Raw genomic sequence first — 21999 nt, 5'->3', positions numbered from 1 at the left:
CCACCCCACATGCATGCGGGGTTTGTCAGGGGCTCCTTAAGTTCTGCCAGTTTGACAACGGTCTGTCGGGCAAACGAATTTGGCATGCTGGCAAGCACAGAATTTGCAGCACGCGGAAGACCGCCGGTCACTGAAGAATGTCAGGACTGAACGCGCAGTCGGTCAACCAGCAAGCGGAACGCTGCAGAATTGTTCTTTCTGGTTGGGTAATAGAGATGGTAGCCGGAAAAGGGTGAACACCAATCCTCCAGAAGACGAACGAAACGACCATCGCGAATCATCGGGGCAGCATGGTCTTCGACGAGGCAGGCAATACCCTGCCCGTCCATCGCAGCCGCCAGGATCATGTCCGGGTCATCGAAAGTCAATGGTCCTTCAACGCGCACTTTCATTTCCTGCCGGCCTTTTTTGAACTGCCAGGCATAGAGCGCCCCTGAGCCGGGCAGGCGAAAATTGATGCAGGCGTGCTGGGCTAATTGATGGGGATGGGTAGGTCTGCCGCGTTGGGCAAGGTAGCCGGGCGTGGCCACGATCGCCAGACGGAGCTCGGGTCCGATTTTTACGGCAACCATGTTTGGCGCCACCAGTTCTCCCAGTCTGATACCGGCATCGAATCGATCGTCCGCGAGGTCGCGGAAAGCTGCGTCAATGTTCACCTCGACTTGTATGTCCGGGTAGTCTCTGACGAACTCCTGCAGCACAGGCCATAACACGCTAACCGCGGCATGCCGCGGAGTCGTGATGCGGAGCGTGCCGCGGGGGCTCTCACGTAGAGAGCCGACAGCACCAAGTGTCAGGTCAATGGCTTCGAAAGCCGGCTTCAGTCCCTGCAAGAAAGTCTCGCCTGCCGGAGTCAACGCGACGCTTCGTGTGGTGCGCGTCAGAAGACGAACACCGAGCCGCGTTTCAAGCCGGCGCAAAGTGTGGCTTAGAGCGGACTGCGACGTCAGCAGGCGAGCTGCGGCGCGCGTGAAACTCCTTTCCTCTGCAACAGCAACGAAGGCATTTAAGTCGATTAGGTCATCTCGGTTCATGCGTTTCCCGCCCCGGTTTCATGATTTACCAATATAACTGTTTTACTTATCTATATCTGTAATTCAATGATGTAAACCCGCAAAATGATGGTGTTCAAGACGTACCAGATGACGAGCGATATTCCCCGCACATCTTCTGGTCTCCAACCACCACGGACGTAACAGCCATGACAAATCATTCGCGTCGAACTTTCCTCGCAGGAACCGCAGCAGCCGCAGTCGCGACGCTGGCGCCGGGGAAATACGCAACGGCTCGCGAGGCTTCATCGCCGGCCATGGCCCCCCCCCCATACCCGGCGTATTCCAGCGGACTGTCGGGAAGATCGAGATGCTCTCCGTCTCTGATGGCGCCAACAGCTTTCCGCGTCGAGAAAACTTCGTCTCGAATGTTCCGCCAGCGGACGTCGTCCGTGCACTGGAGGCGGCTCGTTTGCCGACAGACACCATTACGCTAACGTTCACCCCCTGTCGTCCTCAAAACTGACGGGCGCGTGGTCGTAATTGATACCGGACTCGGGGAAGCGGCCTTCAGACAGAGCAACGGCGTCGGCGGACAATTCCATACCAACCTTGAAGCGGCCGGCTACGATGCGGCCGCCGTCGACCGGGTATTGATCTCGCATTTCCATGCCGATCACATTGGTGGGCTGGTGACAGCAGATGGCCGCGCAGCATTTCCGAATTCCGAAATTTGGGTACCGGCAGCCGAATACGCGTTTTGGCTGAACGACGCAAACATGGCGCGAGCGGAATCGGAAGCCACAATGGCGAATTTCCAGCGCGCACGCCGCATTTTCGCGATTCTCGGCGATTCCGTCAGAACATTCGAGCCGGACACAGAGGTTGCACCGGGCGTCACGTCCATGGCCACACACGGTCACACGCCGGGACATACGTCGTTCGTCGTCGAGTCTGGCGCCGATAAGGTGGTCATTCAAGGCGACGTGACCACACATCCAGCGCTATTCATCCGCCATCCGGACTGGCACGGAGCCACGGACATGGATCTTGAGATGGCACAGCAAGCACGAATCAAACTGTATGACCGGGCCGTAGCGGACGGGATGCTCATTCAAGGATTCCACTTTCCATTTCCGGCTTTGGGCCACTTGGCGCGAGAACAGGACGGCTATCGATTGATTCCTCTTGGCTAAGGTGCGCGCACGCGCGCGACGCAGCGGTCGCCAACGTGATGGCTTACTTGAGGACGGTGATGCGCAACGTCAGCGAGGTTCCAGTCGAATAGCGCCGCCATCGTTGCAGACACGACAGCCGCGGCGTCAATCGCCGCTGGCCTCGAGCGCGTGGGGACTGGGTAGACGCCCGACGTTCCGCCCATCTGACCAGCGCCTGTAGTCGGCCGGCGTCATGCCGGTGAGTTGGCTGAAGGCACGCCGAAACGACGTTTCCTCACTGTAGCCGCATTGCAGTGCTACCTGCTTAATGCTTGCTCCAGGCCGCTCGAGCAACACGCAAGCCATTTCGATCCGCACGCGGGTAATGAACCCTTTGGGTGACTCGTCGGTCAAGCGCTTCAGCCGCCGATGCAGTGTCCGTTCACTGAGACTCAGCGCGCTCGCCAGCGCTTCAGCGGTCAATCCAGGGCTGGCATGGCGAACGATCTGCTCTGCTTGCAGAAGCAGCGGGTCGGTGGCGTTGACGAACCCGCGGGGCGCATAAACCAGTTGCGGCAGCGGCAAGCTGTCGGCCACGGAAATATCTGCGGCGAGACGAGCCACATCGGACCCTGCCTCGCGCCTGATCACGTGCAAGGCCAGATCCACCCAGGACAGCGGACCGCCTGTCGTCACAATCCGATCCTGCTCTTCCACTGCTGTGCCCCACACCGCGCGAGCCTTGGGAAACCGCTGCCTGAACGCATGGTGGAGCCACCACGTGGTCGTACAGCGCCTGCCGTTCAGCAAGCCGGCCTCTCCGAGCACGAAGGTACCTGCACACGCAGCGCCCACGAGCGCACCGGCCTGATGACGCTCTTGCAGCCACGTTGCCGCGTGGCCGATCGATGCGGATACAGGCGGTAGCCGATCCGGCCCCAGCGCCATGCCTGTGACAAGCGCCACGTCGCATTGCGTTAATTCCCGAAACGAGGCGTCGACCGGAATCAGCCGGCCCTGCGGATCGCGCAGGCCTTTCCCATCCGCGCTTGCGATGATGGTCTCGAAGGTCGGGAGGGAGCGGCCAGGCAGGTCATATGACCCGTCGGCAGGCGGTGCGCGTAAGGCTTGCTCCGTCATCCAGAACATGTCGGCTAGGCCGCTAATGGCGGAGAGCAGGCTGCCTTCGACTGCAACGATTCCGATGCGCACGGCGCGCTCCGTATTTCAGGGAGGATTGGCGAATTTTGCATGAACGTTGGCGAGTTTGCCACCTGCAACGGTTCTCTGAAGCGAGATAAATTTGGAACGTCCCCTCAACGATTCGCTTTCACATGAAACTCCCATTGCTTCACGACTGTCCGGTCTCGCTCCTTCAGAAAAGGGCGCGCCGTAGGTCTGCATGGTTCAGCCGACTGGTTGCCGCCGTAGCCTTCACGGCGACACTGACGACGGCTCATGCGGCAGCGACTGCAGCGCCGGCTGTGCGCAACATCGTCCTCGTGCATGGCGCCTTTGCGGACGGATCAAGTTGGAGCCCCGTGATCGTCAGGCTACAGCGCATGGGTTACCACGTCACTGCTGTACAAAACCCCCTCACTTCGCTCGCAGACGACGTTGCCGCCACTGAAAGCGTCCTGCATCGGCAAACCGGCAACGTACTGCTGGTGGGCCATTCCTGGGCCGGCGCGGTCGTCACGCAGGCAGGCAACGCTGCAAATGTGAAAGGCCTTGTCTATCTGTCCGCGCTAGTACCGGACGAAGGTGAGTCCGTCGCCGACCTGCTGCAACGCCTCCACGCGCCGATGACCGGCCTCGCACCGGACCCGCAGGGGCTGATCTGGCTCGACGATGCGCGAGCGTTTCAGCACGTCATGGCGGCAGACATTCCGCTTGTGCGTGCTCGCGTCCTGGCATCGGTTCAACAGCCTGTCGCGGCGGCCTGCTTCACCGAGAAGATCCAGCGCGCGGCCTGGCACGACAAGCCAGTCTGGTATCTGCGAACCACCGACGACAATGCGCTGAAGCCCGCCGTGCAGCAAGCCATTGCGCAACACATCGGGGCAACGATCACGTCGATTCGCTCCAGCCACATGTCGATGCTATCTCATCCGGACGAAGTCGCGAGGCTGATCGATCTAGCCGCCCGGAAAGCATCGCAATGAATTCCAGCGCGTTTCGACGCGCTTCACTCCTTTCCTGACAGCGAGGCTTCAATGAATATCCTTCATCTCGATGCGAGCATACTCGGCAATAGTTCCATCACGCGAGAGCTGTCCGCGGCCGTGGTAACTGGTCTCCGGGCGCAGCATCCATCGGCGCATGTGACACACCGTGATCTCGTCCACGACGAAATCCGGCATCTCACCGGCCCAATCGCAGCCGGATTTCGCCAGATCGACGCCGGTACTTTCGACGATGCCACCACGCACGAACATGAGCTATCCGAAGCGCTCGTCACGGAGTTTCTAGCCAGCGACGTCATTGTCATCGGTGCGCCGATGTACAACTTCTCGGTACCGAGTCAGTTGAAAGCATGGCTCGATCGTGTGGCCCAGGCCGGGCGCACTTTCCGGTATTCCGAAAACGGCCCAGTCGGCCTGGCAGGCGGCAAGCAGGTGATCGTAGCCTCTGCGCGCGGCGGGTTTTACGCGCAAGCACCACTCGCCCACATGGACTTTCAGGAAAGCTACCTGAAGTCGTTCTTCGGTTTCCTGGGCATCACCGACGTCCGGTTCGTACGCGCGGAGGGAGCGTCGAAGGGTCAAACGGTCCGGGACGACGGCATCGCACTCGCGAGGGCGTCCCTTACCGAGATCGTCAACCTGCGCACGTCCGGTGCGCAAACTATCCAGTAACAGGGGTCGCTTATGCTGTTCTCCATCAAGCTCGGCTACGTCCGTCCCATTGAAGAAATCCAAGCGCATCTCGATGCTCACAAGGCATGGCTCGTCAGATACGTGAAGACGGGAAATATCCTTGCCGCGGGCCCGCTGCATGAACAGAATGGCGGATTCGTGCTCGCGTATGCGGACCAACCACGGGATATCGAGAAAATGATTGCCGAAGATCCATTCCATATTCACGGGCTGGCCACGTTCGACGCTCAGTGCTGCGAACCTGCCATATGTGCGGCAGGTTTTCCGGCACACTGGGCAGCAGGTGCCAGATCGATATGATCGGCTTCGTTGTCGGCGCGTGCTCACACAGCATCGAGATCAGCGGCCCAGGATCATCCCGACGCTAAGCAGCTCATCTGTACATGGAGGATATTTGCCATGAGTTCGGCTTCGAGAAGCTCGATCACTCTACCTAACGAGTTAGGAAGGTTCCGGAACTGTTATACCTGCCCGGTCGCGCGGGCGGGCCGCCGGAGGCGGCAGCGGGCCATCGCCTGCTATAATTTGCGGTTACGTTGATCTTCCCGCGGCGCGCTCGGTGCAGTGCGCCCCACTCTTGCCCATGCTCGTTCTCGGCATCGAAAGCTCCTGCGACGAAACCGGTCTCGCGCTGTACGACACGCAGCGCGGCCTGCTCGCGCACGCGCTTCATTCGCAGATCGCGATGCACCGCGAATACGGCGGCGTCGTGCCCGAGCTCGCATCGCGCGACCACATCCGACGCGCGCTGCCGTTGCTCGAGGAAGTCATGGCGCAAAGCGGCACGCGCCGCGAGGACATCGACGCGATCGCATTCACCCAAGGCCCCGGCCTCGCCGGCGCGCTGCTGGTCGGCGCGAGCATCGCGAATGCGCTCGCGCTGGCATGGAACAAGCCGACCGTCGGCATCCATCACCTCGAAGGCCACCTGCTGTCCCCGCTGCTCGTCGACGAGCCGCCGCCGTTCCCGTTCATCGCGCTGCTGGTGTCGGGCGGCCACACGCAATTGATGCGCGTGACCGACGTCGGCGTGTACGAAACGCTCGGCGAGACGCTCGACGACGCGGCCGGCGAAGCATTCGACAAGACGGCAAAGCTGATCGGCCTCGGCTATCCGGGCGGCCCGGAAGTATCGAAGCTTGCGGAAACGGGCACGCCGGGCGCCGTCGTGCTGCCGCGCCCGATGCTCCATTCGGGCGATCTCGATTTCAGCTTCAGCGGCCTGAAGACGGCCGTGCTCACGCAGATGAAGAAGTTCGAGGCGGCAAAACTCGAAGGCGAAGCGCTCGAACGCGCGAAAGCCGATCTCGCGCGCGGCTTCGTCGACGCGGCCGTCGACGTGCTCGTCGCGAAGTCGCTCGCCGCACTCAAGAAGACGAAGCTCAAGCGCCTCGTGGTCGCGGGCGGCGTCGGCGCGAACCGCCAGTTGCGTGCCGCGCTGTCGGCTGCCGCGGCCAAGCGAGGCTTCGACGTGCACTATCCGGATCTCGCGCTCTGCACCGACAACGGCGCGATGATCGCGCTGGCCGGCGCGTTGCGGCTCGGCCGCTGGCCCGAGCAGGCGAACGCCGATTACGCGTTCACGGTGAAGCCGCGCTGGGATCTGGCGTCGCTCGCACGCTGATTCGCACGACGCACCGGCACGCACCGGCACGCATCGAGATTCACCCGCCAAAAACACAAAGGCCGCTCGTTCTCGAGCGGCCTTTTTCGTTGCAGCGGCAAAACGCCGCAGCGACATGACGTTACGCAGCGTGCCGCTTGTCGCGCTCGATCAGCGCATACGCGCTGTGATTGTGGATCGACTCGAAATTCTCGGCCTCGAGCACGTAGGCGATCACGCGCTCGTCCGCATCGAGACGCTGAGCGACGTCGCGCACCAGATCCTCGACGAACTTCGGGTTTTCGTACGCACGCTCCGTGACGAACTTCTCGTCCGGACGCTTCAGCAGGCCCCACAGCTCGCACGACGCCTCTTCCTCCGCGATGCGGATCAGCGCCTCGACCGGCAGGTCGGCGGCGAGCTCGGCGTCGATCGTCACGTGCGAGCGCTGGTTGTGCGCGCCGTACTGCGAGATCTTCTTCGAGCACGGGCACAGGCTCGTCACCGGCACGAGCACCTTGAGGAACACGCGTGCTTCGCCGTCGCGGCTTTCGCCGGCGAGCGTCACTTCATAGTCGAGCAGGCTCTGCACGCCCGACACCGGTGCCGTCTTGTTCACGAAGTACGGGAACGTGACTTCGATGCGGCCAGCCTCGGCTTCCAGCTTCTCGAGCATCGACGCGAGCATCGCACGGAAGCGCTCGACCGTCAGCGGCGCGCGATTCTCCTCGAGCAACGCGACGAAGCGCGACATGTGCGTGCCCTTCTGATCGGCAGGCAGGCGCACGTCGAGATTCCAGACGCCGACGGTCGGCTGCACGTCGCCGCTCTCGGTGCGTACCGTCAACGGATGCCGGACCGCCTTCACGCCCACGCGCTGAATCGGAATCTGGCGGGTATCCACCGTGCTCTGCACGTCGGGCATCACGAAGGCGGGATTCATCTGGTTCATCTTGTTCAATCCTTGTAAGCCGCGCGTCCGACGACGCGCACGCCGCGCCATGCGGCAGCCGGAAAAGCAACATGGGCCCGCAGGCCCATGTTTTCCGCATCAATGGTGACCGGTTGCGCCAGTCGCACCGACGCCGCCCGCAGGCGGCGCCAGCTTATGCGACCCGCTTCGCCTGACCGGCGACATCGGCCGCCGGGCTCAGGAAGCGTTCGCGAATCGATTTCGCAATGCCCGCGCCGTCGAGGCCGCATTGCGACAGCAGCTTCGCGGGATCGCCGTGATCGATGAACTGGTCAGGGAGGCCCAATTGTATTACGGGTCGGATAACCCCACTCTCCATCAGGGCTTCGACGCAGGCCGAACCCGCACCGCCCATCACGCAGCCTTCCTCGACCGTGACGAGATAATCGTGCGTCTCGGCGAGCTCGCGCACGAGCGCCGCATCGAGCGGCTTCACGAAGCGCATGTTCGCGACCGTTGCATCGAGCTCCTCGGCTGCCACGAGCGACGGCGCAACCATCGTGCCGAACGCGAGGATCGCGACGCGCTTGCCTTCCGGCTGCGACGTGCGGCGGCGCACCTCACCCTTGCCGAGCGGGATTTCGGTGAATTCCTTCACCGTCGCCACGCCCGTGCCGGCGCCGCGCGGATAACGCACCGCGGTCGGGTTCGGCTGCTGAAGCGCCGTGTGCAGCATCTGACGACACTCGTTTTCGTCGGACGCGGCCATGATCGTCATGTTCGGGATGCAGCGCATGAACGCGAGATCGTACGCACCCGCGTGCGTCGCGCCGTCGGCGCCGACGAGGCCCGCGCGGTCGATCGCGAACACGACCGGCAGGTTCTGCAGCGCGACGTCGTGGATCAGCTGGTCGTATGCACGCTGCAGGAACGTCGAGTAGATCGCGACGACGGGCTTCAGCCCTTCGGTCGCGAGGCCGCCCGCGAACGTCACCGCGTGCTGCTCGGCGATGCCGACGTCGTAATAGCGATCCTTGAAGCGCTTCTCGAACTCGACCATGCCCGAGCCTTCGCGCATCGCGGGCGTAATGCCGACGACGCGCGAATCGCGCTCGGCTTCATCGCACAGCCATTCGCCGAACACCTGCGTGTACGTCTTTTTCGCGGGCGTGGCCGACGGCTTGATGCCTTCTGCCGGGTTGAACTTGCCGGGGCCGTGATAGAGCACGGGATCGGCTTCGGCGAGCTTGTAGCCCTGGCCTTTCTTCGTGACCACGTGCAGGAACTGCGGGCCGCGCAGCTCGCGGATGTTCTGCAGCGTCGGGATCAGCGAATCGAGATCGTGACCGTCGATCGGGCCGATGTAGTTGAAGCCGAACTCTTCGAACAGCGTGGCCGGCACGACCATGCCCTTCGCGTGCTCCTCGAGCTTGCGCGCGAGTTCGAGCACCGGCGGCGCCACGCTCAGCACGCGCTCGACGCCCGCACGCGCGGCCGCATAGAAGCGGCCGGACATCAGGCGGGCGAGATGGCGGTTCAGCGCGCCGACCGGCGGCGAAATCGACATGTCGTTGTCGTTGAGGATCACGAGCAGCTTCGCATCCTCCGACACACCTGCGTTGTTCATCGCCTCGAACGCCATGCCGGCCGTCATCGCGCCGTCGCCGATCACCGCGATCGAGAAGCGGTCGTCGCCGTTCAACTGGCTGCCGATCGCCATCCCGAGCGCCGCCGAGATCGACGTGCTCGAGTGCGCGGTGCCGAACGTGTCGTATTCGGACTCGCTGCGGCGCGGGAAACCCGAGATGCCGTCGTACTGGCGCAGCGAATGCATCTGGTCGCGGCGGCCCGTCAGGATCTTGTGCGGGTAGGTCTGATGACCCACGTCCCAGACGATCCGGTCGTTCGGCGTGTTGAACACGTAGTGCAACGCGATCGTCAGCTCGACCGTCCCGAGGTTGGACGACAGATGGCCGCCCGTCTTCGACACGCTGTCGAGCACGAACGCGCGCAGTTCATCCGCGAGCGGTTGGAGTTGGCGACGATCGAGGCGGCGCAGATCCGCCGGGTCGTCGATGGTTTTCAGCAAGTCGTACATCGTCGTTCCATTGTAGGAAATCAAACGCGCCCGCATTCTATTGCACGCACCGTAGCGTGTGCGCAGCGGCGGGCTTCGCGTCAGCTGCCCCGGTTCACCACCAGGTCGGCAAGTTCGGCGAGACGCTGTGCACGTGCGCCGAACGGTTTCAGCGCATCGTGCGCTTCGGCACGCAGCTGGGCCGCGAGCTCACGCGACGCGTCCAGGCCGAGGATCGATACGTAGGTCGGCTTGTCGTTCGCCGCATCCTTGCCAGCCGTCTTGCCGAGCGTCGCCGAATCGGTCGTGACATCGAGAATATCGTCGACGACCTGGAACGCCAGACCCACGGCACCCGCGTACACGTCGAGCGCGGCCATCGCTTCCGCCGACGGCGTGTCGCCTGCCAGCGCGCCCATCCGCACGGCGGCACGCAGCAGCGCGCCCGTCTTCATCCGGTGCATCGTCTCGAGCTGTTCGCGCGTCAGCTTGAGGCCGACGCTCGCCAGGTCGATCGCTTGGCCGCCGGCCATGCCGATCGAGCCGCTCGCCAGCGCCAGCTCGCGCACAAGCGCGGCCTGCTGCACCGGCGACAGCGCCGCGGCGTCGGTCAGCGCGACGAATGCCTGCGACTGCAGCGCATCGCCGACCAGCAGCGCAGTCGGCTCGTCGTACTGCACGTGCACGGTCGGCTTGCCGCGTCGCAGCGCGTCGTCGTCCATGCACGGCATGTCGTCGTGCACGAGCGAGTACACGTGGATCATCTCCAGCGCCGCCGCCGCTGCGTTGCGCGCCGCTTCGGTCGCGCCGGTCAGTTCGCCTGCTGCATGGCACAGCAGCGGGCGAACGCGTTTGCCGCCGCCAAGGACCGCGTAGCGCATCGCTTCGTGAAGTTGCGTGGGCACCACATTATCAGCCGGCAAATATTGGCCGAGTGCGTCCTCGACACGGTCGAGCACGGACCGCATCCATTGTTCGAATGTCATAGATCGTCGTCTTCGCCGTCCGTGGCGGCCGTTCCGGACGAAAGCGGCTTCAGCGTCGCGCCGTCGAGCACGCGAACCTGCTGCTCCACTTTCTCGAGCTGCTGTTGGCAAAACGCAACGAGGGTCGCACCGCGGCGATACGCCGCCAGCGAATCCTCGAGGCTCAACGCGCCGCCTTCCATCCGGGCAACCAGCGTCTCGAGTTCCGCGAGCGCCATCTCATAATTGTCCGGCAACGGTTCGGCGCCATTGCCGGGCGGCGTGGCGCCTGGGGATGCGGTTTTCGCCATGGACGAGGGTGTCAAATTTCAAAACAAGTCGGACATTCTACGGCAAAAGAGAATTCTCCGATCTGCCGACGTGGGCAGTCGCGCACATCTTCCGGCCCCATCTTCGACACGCGAGGTGCGCACCCCGATTGCCTCCGGACAAAAAATTGACACAAATCAGGCACTTAATCCTAGCCTTGCGGGGCGAACCGGGTATAATTCCACGTTTCCCTAAATCGATTTTTCGATGGTTGGGTTGTTCACTGCTTTCACGCTAACACCGGGAGTGGGAATGTCCAATCTGAGCGATGCGCTTCAGTTGAAGTCGGCTCACAGCCAGCTTCCAGTCACTGCCTATTTCGATGAGTCGCTCCTTGAGCGCGAGATCGAAACCCTCTTCAAGAAAGGACCTCGTTACGTCGGGCACGAATTGATGGTGCCCGAGGCGGGGGATTATTTTGCGCTGCCTTCCGAGAACGAAGGCCGCGTGCTGGTCCGCAACCAGGCGAACCAGATCGAACTGCTGTCGAACGTGTGCCGTCACCGCCAGGCGATCATGCTGAACGGGCGCGGCCATGCGCAGAACATCGTGTGTCCGCTGCACCGCTGGACGTACGATCTGGAAGGCCAGTTGCTCGGCGCGCCGCACTTCCCCGACAAGCCCTGCCTGAATCTCGGCAAGAGCCCGCTGCAGAACTGGCAGGGGCTGCTGTTCGAGGCCGAGGGCCGCAACGTCGCGCGCGATCTCGCGAATCTCGGCACGAAGCATCACTTCGACTTCTCCGAGTATCAGTTCGATCACGTCGAAGTGCACGAGTGCGACTACAACTGGAAGACGTTCATCGAGGTCTACCTCGAGGATTATCACGTCGTCCCGTTCCACCCGGGCCTCGGCAGCTTCGTGTCGTGCGACGATCTCAAATGGGAGTTCGGCGACTGGTACAGCGTGCAGACGGTCGGCGTGCACAACGCGCTCGCGAAACCGGGCAGCACGACCTACCAGAAGTGGCACGAGCAGGTGCTCAAGTTCCGCAACGGCGTGCCGCCGGAATTCGGCGCGATCTGGATGGTCTACTACCCGGGCCTGATGATCGAGTGGTATCCGCACGTGCTCGTCGTGTCGTGGCTGATTCCGCGCGGCCCGCAGAAGACGACCAACATCGTCGAATTCTATTACCCCGAGGAAATCGCGCTGTTCGAGCGCGAGTTCGTCGAGGCCGAGCGCGCCGCCTATATGGAGACGGCCGTCGAGGACGACGAAATCGCGATGCGCATGGACGCAGGCCGCCGCGCACTGATGGCGCGCGGTGAATCGCAGGTCGGCCCGTACCAGAGCCCGATGGAAGACGGCATGCAGCACTTCCACGAGTTCCTGCGCCGCCATCTCGGCGACCTCTGATCGTCCGCGCGGCGCGCGAGCGCCGCATCGCATGCGGCATATGAAAAGACGGGTTTCGGCCCGTCTTTTTTTGTTTAGACTTGGAGTATCGGGCCGTTTGCACTCCAGGGAGCCGTCATGCCACATACCCACTACACCACGCTCATCTCCGCCGCCAATCTCGCCGAGCGTCTGGCCGCGGCGCCGGGCAGCGTCGCCGTGTTCGACTGCCGCTTCGACCTCGTCGATCCGGCCGCAGGCGAAGCGGCCTACGCGGCCGGCCACATCCCCGGTGCGCAGTATCTGCATCTCGACCGCGACCTGTCCGGCCGCAAGACCGGCACCAACGGCCGCCATCCGCTGCCGACCCGCGACGCATTCGCGACGCTGATGGCGACCCGCGGCGTCAGGCAGGGCCAGCAGGTCGTCGCCTACGACGCACAAGGCGGCGCCTATGCGGCGCGGCTATGGTGGCTGCTGCGCTGGCTCGGACACGATTCCGTCGCGGTGCTCGACGGCGGCCTGCAGGCATGGGAAGCGGCCGGCCAGCCGCTGACCACCGATGTGCCGCATCCGGCCGCAGGCGATTTCCGCGCGACGACTCCGCTCGAATCGACGGTCGACGCGGCAGCCGTGCTCGCGAACGTGACGTCGGGCAAGCGCGTCGTGATCGATGCCCGCGCACCGGATCGCTATCGCGGCGAAAACGAAACGATCGATCGTGTCGGCGGCCACATTCCCGGCGCACGTAACCGGTTCTTCAAGGACAACCTGACCGCCGACGGCCGCTTCAAGACCGGCCATGAACTGCGCGAGACCTTCACCACGCTGCTGGCCGGCACCGAACCGAACAGTGTGATCCTGCAATGCGGATCTGGCGTGACCGCATGCCACAATGCGCTCGCACTCGAAATCGCGGGGCTGCATGGCGCGTCGCTGTATCCGGGCTCGTGGAGCGAGTGGAGCGCCGATCCGTCGCGGCCGATCGCGACCGGCCCGAACCCGTAAACACCTGCGCGGCGTGACGGCAAAGCGGCGGCATCTGCCGCCGCTTCGTCGTTTACATCACGCCGTACTTGTGGAACCACTCGATCGCGCGCTTCCAGCCGTCCTCCGCATCGCCCTTCACGTAACTCGGCCGATAGTCTGCGAAGAACGCGTGACCGGCATCCGGATACACGACGATCTCCGATTCGCGCGCGAGCTTCGAATCGCTCGCCTGGATCGCCTTGCGCATGTCCGCGAGCGACGCCTGCGTGATGTTCGCGTCCTTCTCGCCGTACAGCCCGAGCACCGGCACCTTCAGCAACGACGCATGATCGACCGGATTGAACGGCGTCATCTCGTCGGTCTTGCCCTCGACGAAGCCGTACCACGCGACGGCCGCGCGCACGTGCGGATTGTGCTCCGCATACAGCCATGCCTGGCGGCCGCCCCAGCAGAAACCCGTCACGCCGAGACGCGACAGGTCGCCGCCGTTCTTGCCGGCCCACGCGACGGTCGCATCGAGATCCTCGGTGACCTGCCGGTCGGGCACCTTGCTGATGATGTTGTCGTACAGCTCCTTCATCGTCGGATACTTCGACGCATTGCCCTGCCGCGCGAACAGGTCGGGCGCGATCGCCAGATAGCCGAGCTTCGCAAAGCGACGGCAGACGTCGGCGATATGCGCATGCACGCCGAAGATCTCGTGGATCACGATGACGACCGGCAGGTTCGTCTTGTCGACCGGTTGCGCGCGATACGCGGGGATGCTGGCGTCGCCCGAGCGAATCTGGATGGTGTCGACGTCCAGGCCGGTGCTGTCGGTCGTGATCGTCTGCGCCGACACGGGCAGCACAGCCGCCGCGAAGGTACCGCCCAGCGCGGCCTGCATGAACTTGCGGCGCGAGAACGGAACGTGGGGAACCAGGCTGTCGACTTCGGGTTTCAACATGAATGCACTCCTCGATTGAGCGCTGCCGCCACGGCCGGGGCTCGGCCCGGCTTCACGCCGGCGGACAGCGCGGATGTCGCGGCGGTTGGCACCCCGCCGCAAGCGGAAACCCGGACAAGATGCCCAATAATCCGTTGTCGCGTCAACTGTCAGATGTGTAAGACTCGATTACGACGGTGTAATGCAGCGGCATCCGACGGTATCGACCACTGCGATGCAACCGGCCCGGTGCGCAAGCTCGCGATCGCCCGCATTTGAAACGACAACGGGCAGGAAACGCGCGATGCGTGTTCCCTGCCCGTCCGAAGTACACGTAAGTGCGCGTCAGTGCAGCTTGACGCGCGGCAGCGTCGTGCGGCGCAACCAGTGCGCGACCGTATCGAGCATCATGCGCGGATAGCCGTGCAGCGCCGCGATGTGCAGCCGGTACAGCGACATGTACATGAAGCGCGCGAACAGCCCTTCGATCAGCATGTTGCCGCCGATCAGCCCGCCCATCAGGTTGCCGACCGCGCTGAAGTGACCCAGCGACACGAGCGAACCGAAATCGCGATAGGTGAACTCGGGCAGCTGACGTCCGTCGAGCCGGCAGCCGATCGCCTTCAGCAGGAAACTCGCCTGCTGGTGCGCGGCCTGCGCGCGCGGCGGCACGTTGCGCTCGTTGCCGGGCCATACGCATGCCGCGCAATCGCCGAGTGCGAAGACGTTGTCGTCGGTGAAGGTTTGCAGCGTGCGGCGCACGTCGAGCTGGCCGAGCTTGTTGACCTGCAGGCCATCGAGATTCGACAGCACGGACGGCGCCTTGATGCCGGCCGCCCAGACGGTAAGATCCGCGCGCACCGTCTTGCCGCTCGCGGTATGCACGAAACCGGGCGCAACCTCGGTCACGCGCTCGGCGAGCATCAATCGCACGCCGAGTTTTTCGAGCAGCTCGGCCGTTGCGGTCGACACCCGCTCCTGCAGCGCGGGCAGAATTCGCGGCCCCGATTCGATCAGCACGATGCCGACGTCGTGTTGCGGATCGAGCTTGTGCAGCCCGTAGACGGACAGCACCTGCGCGGTGTTGCGCAGTTCCGCGGACAGCTCGACGCCCGTCGCACCGCCGCCGACGATCACCACCTGGATGCGCGGCTCGTCCGCCGCTCCCGGCGCGGGCTGCGCCGGCGCCTGGTGCTCGGCGCGCATGCATGCTGCGATCAGGCGCTTGCGGAAGCGCTCGGCCTCGCCGACCGTATCGAGCGCGATCGCGTTTTCGGCCGCGCCCTGCACGCCGAAGAAATGCGTCGTGCTGCCGATCGCGATCACGAGCGTGTCGTATTCCAGGTCGCGCGCCGGCAGCAATTCCGCGCCGTCGCTGTCGTTGACCGGCGACAACGTGATGCGCCTCGCCGCGCGATCGAGCGATGTCAGTTCGCCCTGCTGAAACTCGAAGCCATGCCAGCGCGCCTGCGCCGCGTATTCGAGTTCCTGCGTGAACGGGTCCATGCTGCCGGCCGCGACCTCGTGCAGCAATGGCTTCCAGATGTGGGTCGGATTGCGGTCGACGAGCGTAACGAGCGCACGCGCGGGACGATTGCCACGCGCGCCGTAACGGTCGCCGAGCCGCGTCGCCAGTTCCAGGCCGCCCGCGCCTCCCCCTACGATGATGATCCGATGCATCCGATTCCCCCTTTGCGATTCGAAACTGCTGCCGCCGGACGATGCAGACGCGATGCGTACGCGCCGCCCGTTGGATTAACCGGTTCGGACATCATCGATGTGCAGTTCGAAACACTTCGATGCGCCGATCCCGGAACGCGGGGCGCGCTGCCCCCGCGACAATGACTGACTGACATGCATTGTCCGGGAGCTTGCGCGTTGACCACAAGCAAACCATCTCGATATTCGGCATCCCTGCAACAATATGCCGCGGGAAGCGGGAATCACGCGGGGTGCGTCAGTGTGCCTCTTCCCAGTTCGCGCCGGCACCGACTTCAGCGACGAGCGGCACCTTCAGCTTCGCCACGCCGCACATCATTTCCGGCAGTTTCTCGCGCACGAGCGACAGTTCGTCGTCGGGCACCTCGAGCACCAGTTCGTCGTGTACCTGCATGATCATCCGCGACGCGAGCCGGTCGCGCGTGAGCCAGTCGTCCACCGCGATCATCGACAGCTTGATCAGGTCGGCCGCCGTGCCCTGCATCGGTGCATTGATGGCCGCACGTTCGGCTGCCTGACGGCGCGGGCCGTTGCCGCCGTTGATCTCCGGCAGCCACAGGCGGCGGCCGAAAACGGTTTCGACGTAGCCCTTTTCCTTCGCCGCCGCGCGCGTGTCCTCCATGTACTGCGCGACGCCCGGGTAGCGCGCGAAATAGCGGTCGATGTACAGCTTCGCCGCATCGCGCGTGATGCCGAGGTTCGACGCGAGGCCGAACGCGCTCATCCCGTAGATCAGCCCGAAGTTGATCACCTTCGCAATGCGGCGCTGATCGGAATTGACCTCCAGCGGCGTCACGCCGAACACTTCGGCGGCAGTTGCGCGGTGGATGTCCTCGCCCTGCGAGAACGCGCGCAGCAGCGACGCGTCGCCGGAAATGTGCGCCATGATCCGCAGTTCGATCTGCGAATAGTCGGCCGACACGATGCGGTGGCCCGGCGACGCGATGAACGCCTCGCGGATCCGCCGGCCCTCGGCCGTGCGCACCGGAATGTTCTGAAGATTGGGATCGTTCGACGCAAGGCGGCCCGTGACCGCGACCGCTTGCGCGTAGTTCGTATGCACGCGGCCCGTGACGGGATTCACCATGCGCGGCAGCTTGTCGGTGTAGGTCGACTTCAGCTTCGACAACCCGCGATGCTCGAGCAGCAGCTTCGGCAGCGGGTAATCCTCGGCCAGCTTCTGCAGCACTTCCTCGTCGGTCGACGGCGCGCCGCTCGGCGTCTTCTTCACGACCGGCAACTGCAGCTTCTCGAAGAAGATCTGCCCGATCTGCTTCGGCGAGCCGAGATTGAATTCGCCGCCGGCCAGTTCGTACGCCTGTCCTTCGAGCTCGATGAGACGCGTCGCGATCTCGCTGCTCTGCGCCTGCAGAAGTGCGTCGTCGATCAGCACGCCGGTGCGCTCCATCTTGCGGAGCACGAGCGACACCGGCATCTCGATCTCGCGATACACGCGCTCGAGGCCCGGTTCGCGCGCGACCTGCGGATACAGCGCATGATGAAGCTGCAGCGTGATGTCCGCATCTTCGGCCGCGTAGGCGGCGGCCTGGTCGAGCGCCACCTCGTCGAAGCCGATCTGCTTCGCGCCCTTGCCGGCCACGTCTTCGTACTTGATCGTCTTGACGCCCAGATGACGCAGCGCGAGGCTGTCCATGTCGTGCGTGCGATGCGATTCGAGCACGTACGATTCGAGCAGCGTGTCGTGCTCGATGCCGTTCAGCGCGATGTCGTAGTTCGCGAGCACCTGCGCGTCGTACTTCAGGTGCTGGCCCACTTTCTTGCGGTCGGCCGATTCGAGCCACGGCTTCAGGCGCGCGAGCACGTCGTCGATCGGCAACTGCTCGGGCAGATCGGGGCCGCGGTGCGCGACCGGAAGATACGCGGCCTTGCCGGGCTCGATCGAGAACGACAGGCCGACGAGCCGCGCGGTCATCGGATCGAGCGACGTGGTCTCGGTATCGAACGCGGTCAGTGCGGCCGCATCGATCTTCGCGAACCATGCATCGAACTGTTCCCAGGTCTGGATCGTGTCGTATTCGCGGACGATGTCCGCGGCCACCATCGGCGCCGGATCGCCTTCCGGCGCATCGGCGCCGCCGCCTTCCGCGGGCGCGCTGTCGACTTCGCGCAGCCACGTCTTGAAGCCGTAGCGCGCGAAGATGTCGCGCAACAGGTCGCGCGCTTCGCCATCGCTCTTGAGCGACGCTTCGATCGATTCGAGATGCGGTGCGAGATCGCAGGCCGTGTCGACCGTCACGAGCTTGCGGCCGAGCGGCAGGAAATCGAGCGCGCGGCGCAGGTTGTCACCAACCACGCCCTTGATCTCGCCCGCGTGTTCGATCACGCCGTCGAGACTGTCGTATTGCGACAGCCACTTCACGGCCGTCTTGGGCCCGCACTTCTCGACGCCGGGCACGTTGTCGACGGTGTCGCCGATCAGTGCGAGGTAGTCGATGATCCGCTCGGGCGGCACGCCGAACTTCTCGATCACGCCGGCGCGATCGAGCGTCTCGTTGGTCATCGTGTTGACGAGCGTGACGCGATCGGTGACGAGCTGCGCGAGGTCCTTGTCGCCGGTCGACACGATCACGTTCATCCCGTGCCGCTCGGCTTCGCGCGCGAGCGTGCCGATCACGTCGTCGGCCTCGACGCCCTCGACCATCAGCAGCGGCCAGCCGAGCGCGCGCACCGCGCCGTGAATCGGCTCGACCTGCAGCGCAAGATCGGGCGGCATCGACGGACGGTTTGCCTTATAGTCGGCATAAAGGTCGTCGCGGAACGTCTTGCCCTTTGCATCGAACACGCAAGCGCTATACTCTGCACTGACTTCCTTGCGCATACGGCGCAGCATGTTGATGATTCCGTAGAGCGCTCCGGTCGGCTCCCCGCCAGGGCCACGCAAATCAGGCATCGCATGGTAAGCCCGATACAGATAGCTCGAACCGTCAACCAATAGCAGGGTCTTACCTTCCAGATTTCGTTCTTCAGGCATTATGAACAAGAGAAAAGTGATTCCGAGTCTGCGTTCGCTCGCAGATCAAGAACGCGCGACGGCCAAGAAGGCGCGCGCATCGTGGCAGATGTTCACGATTATGGCAGAGTTTATCGAGGCGACCGAGTACCTGTCGGAGATCCGCCCGGCCGTCAGCATCTACGGTTCTGCCCGTCTCAAGCCCGACACGCCGCACTACAAGCTGGCCGTGCAGATCGCGCGCAAGCTGTCGGACGCCGGCTTCGCGGTGATCTCCGGCGGCGGCCCCGGCATCATGGAAGCCGCGAACAAGGGCGCGCACGCCGGCAAGGCGCCGTCGGTCGGCCTGAACATCGAGTTGCCGCACGAGCAGGCGGGCAACCACTATCAGGACATCTCGCTGCGCTTCCGTCACTTCTTCACGCGCAAGGTCACGTTCGTGAAGAACTCCGACGCGGTGATCGTGATGCCGGGCGGCTTCGGCACGCTCGACGAACTCTCCGAGGTGCTCACGCTGATCCAGACGAAGAAGTCGCGCCTCGTGCCGATCATTCTCGTCGGCAGCGAATTCTGGCAGGGGCTGTTGCAATGGTTCCGCGATCAGCTGATTCCGAACGGCCTCATCAATCCGGAAGACATGAACCTGATGCAGGTGATCGACGATCCTGACCAGGTGCTCGACGCCGTGCTCGCGTTCTACGAGGACAGCGGCGAGGAAGAAGGCGCGGACGGCGAAGATCATCCGCCGCGGCCCGAAGAAGACCGCATGTTCTATCTGTAACTCGATCGGCGCGATGGCCGGCCTCACGGCCGGTTATCCCCTCTCCCGCGCGGCAGGCACGGCAATTCCGCCACCTGCCGCGCGTCATTTTGTAACGCCGTATTAATTCCGCCGCCAGCCGCGCGCCGCACGAATGTCAAATCCGGGCAGCCTGCATCGCGCGATGCGATCGATGCTCCGGATGCTCGGCCCGGCATTGTCAAATCACGCGACGTGTCGTCGATCCCGGCCGGCGTGCAAGACGTCAATCCTCCGTAACAAACCCGTATCGCATTTTCCGCGCCGCGCCTGCACACTGCATGTCGTCGGCGTGGCGTCCCCCCGGTGGAACGATCCCCCTCGCGTCCATCGCGTCGCGCCGGCCTTTTGACAACGACATCACGGAAAACAACATGAAACGCTCGCTGATCGCCCTCGCCTTCGCCGGCCTCGGCCTTTCGCTGTCCGGCCTCGCCCACGCTGTCAACGTCGACGTCAACATCGGCACGCCCGCACCGGTCGTGGTCGCACCCGCGCCTGTCGTGGTCGCACCGGCGCCTGCGGTCGTGGTCGGCTGGCACGGCGACCGTTACTGGGACGGCCGCCGTTACTGGGAGCGTCGCGAGTGGGAAGATCATGAGCGCCATCGCGGGCACGGCGGCTACCATTGCCCGCCGGGACACGCGAAGAAGGGCGAGTGCTGAGCATCCGGGTGCGCGGTCTGTCTAGGCCGCGCATCGCAGGACAATGAACAAGGCCGCACGTGAACGAACGTTCGCGTGCGGCCTTTGTCGTTACGCCGCGCGGCTTGCGCGGCGTTTGCATCACTGAAACGCCACTTCGGCGAAGCTGCGCAATTTCCGACTGTGCAGCTTGTCGAGCCCGTTCGTGCGCAGAATCTCCATCGCCTTCACGCCGATCTGCAGATGCTGGTCGACCTGCCCGCGATAGAACGTGTCGGCCATGCCCGGCAGCTTCAGCTCGCCGTGCAGCGGCTTGTCCGATACGCACAGCAGCGTGCCGTACGGCACGCGGAAACGGAAACCGTTCGCGGCGATCGTCGCACTTTCCATGTCGAGCGCGATTGCGCGGCTCTGCGACAGCCGCTGCACCGGCTCGCGGTGATCGCGCAGTTCCCAGTTGCGGTTGTCGACGCTCGCGACCGTGCCCGTGCGCATCACGCGCTTCAGTTCGGCGCCGTCGAGCTGCGTCACGTCGGCCACGGCGCGCTCGAGCGCGAGCTGCACTTCGGCGAGCGCCGGGATCGGCACCCACAGAGGCAGGTCCGCATCCAGCACGTGATCCTCGCGCACGTAACCGTGCGCGAGCACGTAGTCGCCGAGGCGCTGCGTGTTGCGCAGGCCCGCGCAGTGACCGAGCATCACCCATGCGTGCGGACGCAGCACCGCGATGTGATCGGTGATCGTCTTCGCATTCGACGGACCGACGCCGATGTTGACCATCGTGATCCCGCTTCCGTCCGCGCGCTTCAGGTGATAAGCGGGCATCTGCGGCAGCCGCGGCGGCGCGGCGCCCTCGGCCGGCTCGCTGCCGAGGTTCGCGTTGTACGTGATGACGTCGCCCGGCTCGACGAACGAACTGTACTGGCTACGATACGCGCGCACGTCCGGATCGTCGCTTTCCGTCATCAGCGTGCGGCCGAGCTTCACGAATTCGTCGATATAGAACTGGTAGTTCGTGTAGAGCACGTAATTCTGGAAATGCGTGGGCGACGTCGCCGTGTAATGACGCAGCCGGTGCAGCGAGAAGTCGACGCGCGCGGCCGTGAACAGCGCGAGCGGATGCGGCTCGCCCGGCGCCGGTTCGAAGGTGCCGTTGACGATGCGGTCGTCGAGGTACGACAGATCGGGGGTGTCGAAGATGTCGCGCATCGCGAGCAGGCGGTCGCGGTCGAGTTCGCCTTCGAGATGGATGCCTTCGGGGAACGCGAAGTGAACCGGAATCGGCTGCGACGACACGCCGATCTCGATCTTCACATGATGGTTCTTCGACAGCAGGCGCAGTTGCTCGCGATAGTAGTTCGCGAACAGGTCGGGACGCGTGACGGTCGTCTCGAACACGCCAGGGCCCGCGACGAAGCCGTAAGAACGGCGCGAATCGACGTGCGTGTTGACGTCGGTGCGGATCCGCACGAACGGATAGCACGCGCGCACGTGCTCGGTGATCGGCTCATGGCGGCGGTATCGCGCGAAGGCGTCGCGCAGGAAGCCCGTATTGGTATCGTAGATGGCCGACAGCCGCGCGACGGCGGCAACGGAATCGTCGAATGCTTCGACGGGCGGGCTCTCGGGCGTCAGCACCCGATGCCGGCGGCTCAAATCGTTCTTCATTTTCATCACCTCGTCTGATCGAACGACAT

General features: G+C 64.0%; 18 protein-coding genes and 1 pseudogene. 9 read left to right on the top strand and 10 right to left on the bottom strand.

Annotated elements, in window-relative coordinates; all coding sequences use genetic code 11:
• Window positions 1–140 precede the first annotated feature (140 nt).
• Entirely contained in the window at window positions 141–1034 is an 894-nt protein-coding gene (locus WS51_RS02870; RefSeq protein WP_069228562.1) for a LysR family transcriptional regulator, read from the bottom strand.
• A gap of 479 nt (window positions 1035–1513) precedes the next feature.
• Between WS51_RS02870 and WS51_RS02865 the strand changes: the two are divergent.
• Window positions 1514–2188, top strand: a pseudogene (locus WS51_RS02865) (MBL fold metallo-hydrolase); the annotation flags it as partial.
• 126 nt (window positions 2189–2314) lie between these two features.
• On the opposite strand, the gene WS51_RS02860 reads toward WS51_RS02865, so the two are convergent.
• The gene (locus WS51_RS02860) at window positions 2315–3361 is read right to left on the bottom strand and encodes a GlxA family transcriptional regulator (RefSeq protein WP_059542693.1); all 1047 of its coding nucleotides are present in this window, start codon (window positions 3359–3361) and stop codon (window positions 2315–2317) included.
• A gap of 122 nt (window positions 3362–3483) precedes the next feature.
• Here WS51_RS02860 and WS51_RS02855 point away from each other — a divergent pair, with 122 nt between their 5' ends.
• From WS51_RS02855 to tsaD, 4 genes are all read left to right on the top strand, one after another.
• Window positions 3484–4314 (top strand): alpha/beta fold hydrolase, encoded by an 831-nt coding sequence (locus WS51_RS02855; protein WP_060329220.1) that lies wholly within the window; start codon window positions 3484–3486, stop codon window positions 4312–4314.
• Between the two features lie 51 nt (window positions 4315–4365).
• Complete coding sequence (locus WS51_RS02850; protein ID WP_069228561.1) at window positions 4366–5007, top strand: FMN-dependent NADH-azoreductase; 642 nt, start codon at window positions 4366–4368, stop codon at window positions 5005–5007.
• A gap of 12 nt (window positions 5008–5019) precedes the next feature.
• Window positions 5020–5328 (top strand): YciI family protein, encoded by a 309-nt coding sequence (locus WS51_RS30495; RefSeq protein WP_059503572.1) that lies wholly within the window; start codon window positions 5020–5022, stop codon window positions 5326–5328.
• A gap of 283 nt (window positions 5329–5611) precedes the next feature.
• Window positions 5612–6652: a tRNA (adenosine(37)-N6)-threonylcarbamoyltransferase complex transferase subunit TsaD gene (gene tsaD / locus WS51_RS02845; protein WP_059503574.1), complete on the top strand. Its 1041-nt coding sequence runs from the start codon at window positions 5612–5614 to the stop codon at window positions 6650–6652.
• 121 nt (window positions 6653–6773) lie between these two features.
• Here the strand turns inward: tsaD and folE2 are convergent, their stop codons facing one another.
• The 4 genes from folE2 to WS51_RS02825 form a co-directional block, all read right to left on the bottom strand.
• Window positions 6774–7583 (bottom strand): GTP cyclohydrolase FolE2, encoded by an 810-nt coding sequence (gene folE2 / locus WS51_RS02840; RefSeq protein WP_059450754.1) that lies wholly within the window; start codon window positions 7581–7583, stop codon window positions 6774–6776.
• 154 nt (window positions 7584–7737) lie between these two features.
• Complete coding sequence (gene dxs / locus WS51_RS02835; protein WP_059450753.1) at window positions 7738–9642, bottom strand: 1-deoxy-D-xylulose-5-phosphate synthase; 1905 nt, start codon at window positions 9640–9642, stop codon at window positions 7738–7740.
• Window positions 9643–9722: 80 nt separating this feature from the next.
• Window positions 9723–10607, bottom strand: coding sequence for a polyprenyl synthetase family protein (locus WS51_RS02830; protein WP_069228560.1), 885 nt, complete (start codon window positions 10605–10607; stop codon window positions 9723–9725).
• A complete protein-coding gene (locus WS51_RS02825) occupies window positions 10604–10897 on the bottom strand; it encodes an exodeoxyribonuclease VII small subunit (RefSeq protein WP_059450751.1) in 294 nt (97 codons plus the stop codon). The genes WS51_RS02830 and WS51_RS02825 overlap by 4 nt, the downstream gene beginning before the upstream one ends.
• Before the next feature lie 271 nt (window positions 10898–11168).
• Here WS51_RS02825 and WS51_RS02820 point away from each other — a divergent pair, with 271 nt between their 5' ends.
• Window positions 11169–12275: an aromatic ring-hydroxylating oxygenase subunit alpha gene (locus tag WS51_RS02820; protein WP_059503576.1), complete on the top strand. Its 1107-nt coding sequence runs from the start codon at window positions 11169–11171 to the stop codon at window positions 12273–12275.
• A 117-nt stretch (window positions 12276–12392) separates the two neighbouring features.
• Window positions 12393–13262: a sulfurtransferase gene (locus WS51_RS02815; RefSeq protein ID WP_059503578.1), complete on the top strand. Its 870-nt coding sequence runs from the start codon at window positions 12393–12395 to the stop codon at window positions 13260–13262.
• Window positions 13263–13314: 52 nt separating this feature from the next.
• Here the strand turns inward: WS51_RS02815 and WS51_RS02810 are convergent, their stop codons facing one another.
• The 3 genes from WS51_RS02810 to polA form a co-directional block, all read right to left on the bottom strand.
• Complete coding sequence (locus WS51_RS02810) at window positions 13315–14190, bottom strand: dienelactone hydrolase family protein (protein WP_059798751.1); 876 nt, start codon at window positions 14188–14190, stop codon at window positions 13315–13317.
• Window positions 14191–14514: 324 nt separating this feature from the next.
• Window positions 14515–15849, bottom strand: a complete 1335-nt coding sequence (locus tag WS51_RS02805; protein ID WP_069228559.1) for an NAD(P)/FAD-dependent oxidoreductase — start codon at window positions 15847–15849, stop codon at window positions 14515–14517.
• A gap of 277 nt (window positions 15850–16126) precedes the next feature.
• Window positions 16127–18880: a DNA polymerase I gene (polA, locus tag WS51_RS02800; RefSeq protein WP_069228558.1), complete on the bottom strand. Its 2754-nt coding sequence runs from the start codon at window positions 18878–18880 to the stop codon at window positions 16127–16129.
• Window position 18881: 1 nt separating this feature from the next.
• Here polA and WS51_RS02795 point away from each other — a divergent pair, with 1 nt between their 5' ends.
• Together WS51_RS02795 and WS51_RS02790 are read left to right on the top strand one after the other, a co-directional pair.
• Window positions 18882–19640 (top strand): LOG family protein, encoded by a 759-nt coding sequence (locus WS51_RS02795; protein ID WP_059503586.1) that lies wholly within the window; start codon window positions 18882–18884, stop codon window positions 19638–19640.
• A gap of 392 nt (window positions 19641–20032) precedes the next feature.
• On the top strand, window positions 20033–20323 hold the full coding sequence (locus WS51_RS02790; protein ID WP_059450744.1) for a hypothetical protein: 291 nt from the start codon (window positions 20033–20035) through the stop codon (window positions 20321–20323).
• A gap of 120 nt (window positions 20324–20443) precedes the next feature.
• On the opposite strand, the gene WS51_RS02785 is transcribed toward WS51_RS02790, so the two are convergent.
• A complete protein-coding gene (locus WS51_RS02785) occupies window positions 20444–21970 on the bottom strand; it encodes an AMP nucleosidase (protein ID WP_059504038.1) in 1527 nt (508 codons plus the stop codon).
• Window positions 21971–21999: the final 29 nt, after the last annotated feature.

Origin of the sequence: Burkholderia territorii (genome assembly GCF_001718335.1) — a bacterium.
GTDB lineage: Bacteria > Pseudomonadota > Gammaproteobacteria > Burkholderiales > Burkholderiaceae > Burkholderia > Burkholderia territorii.
Note: the sequence above shows the minus strand (reverse complement) of the source record. Positions and strands in the feature narration are given on the sequence as shown.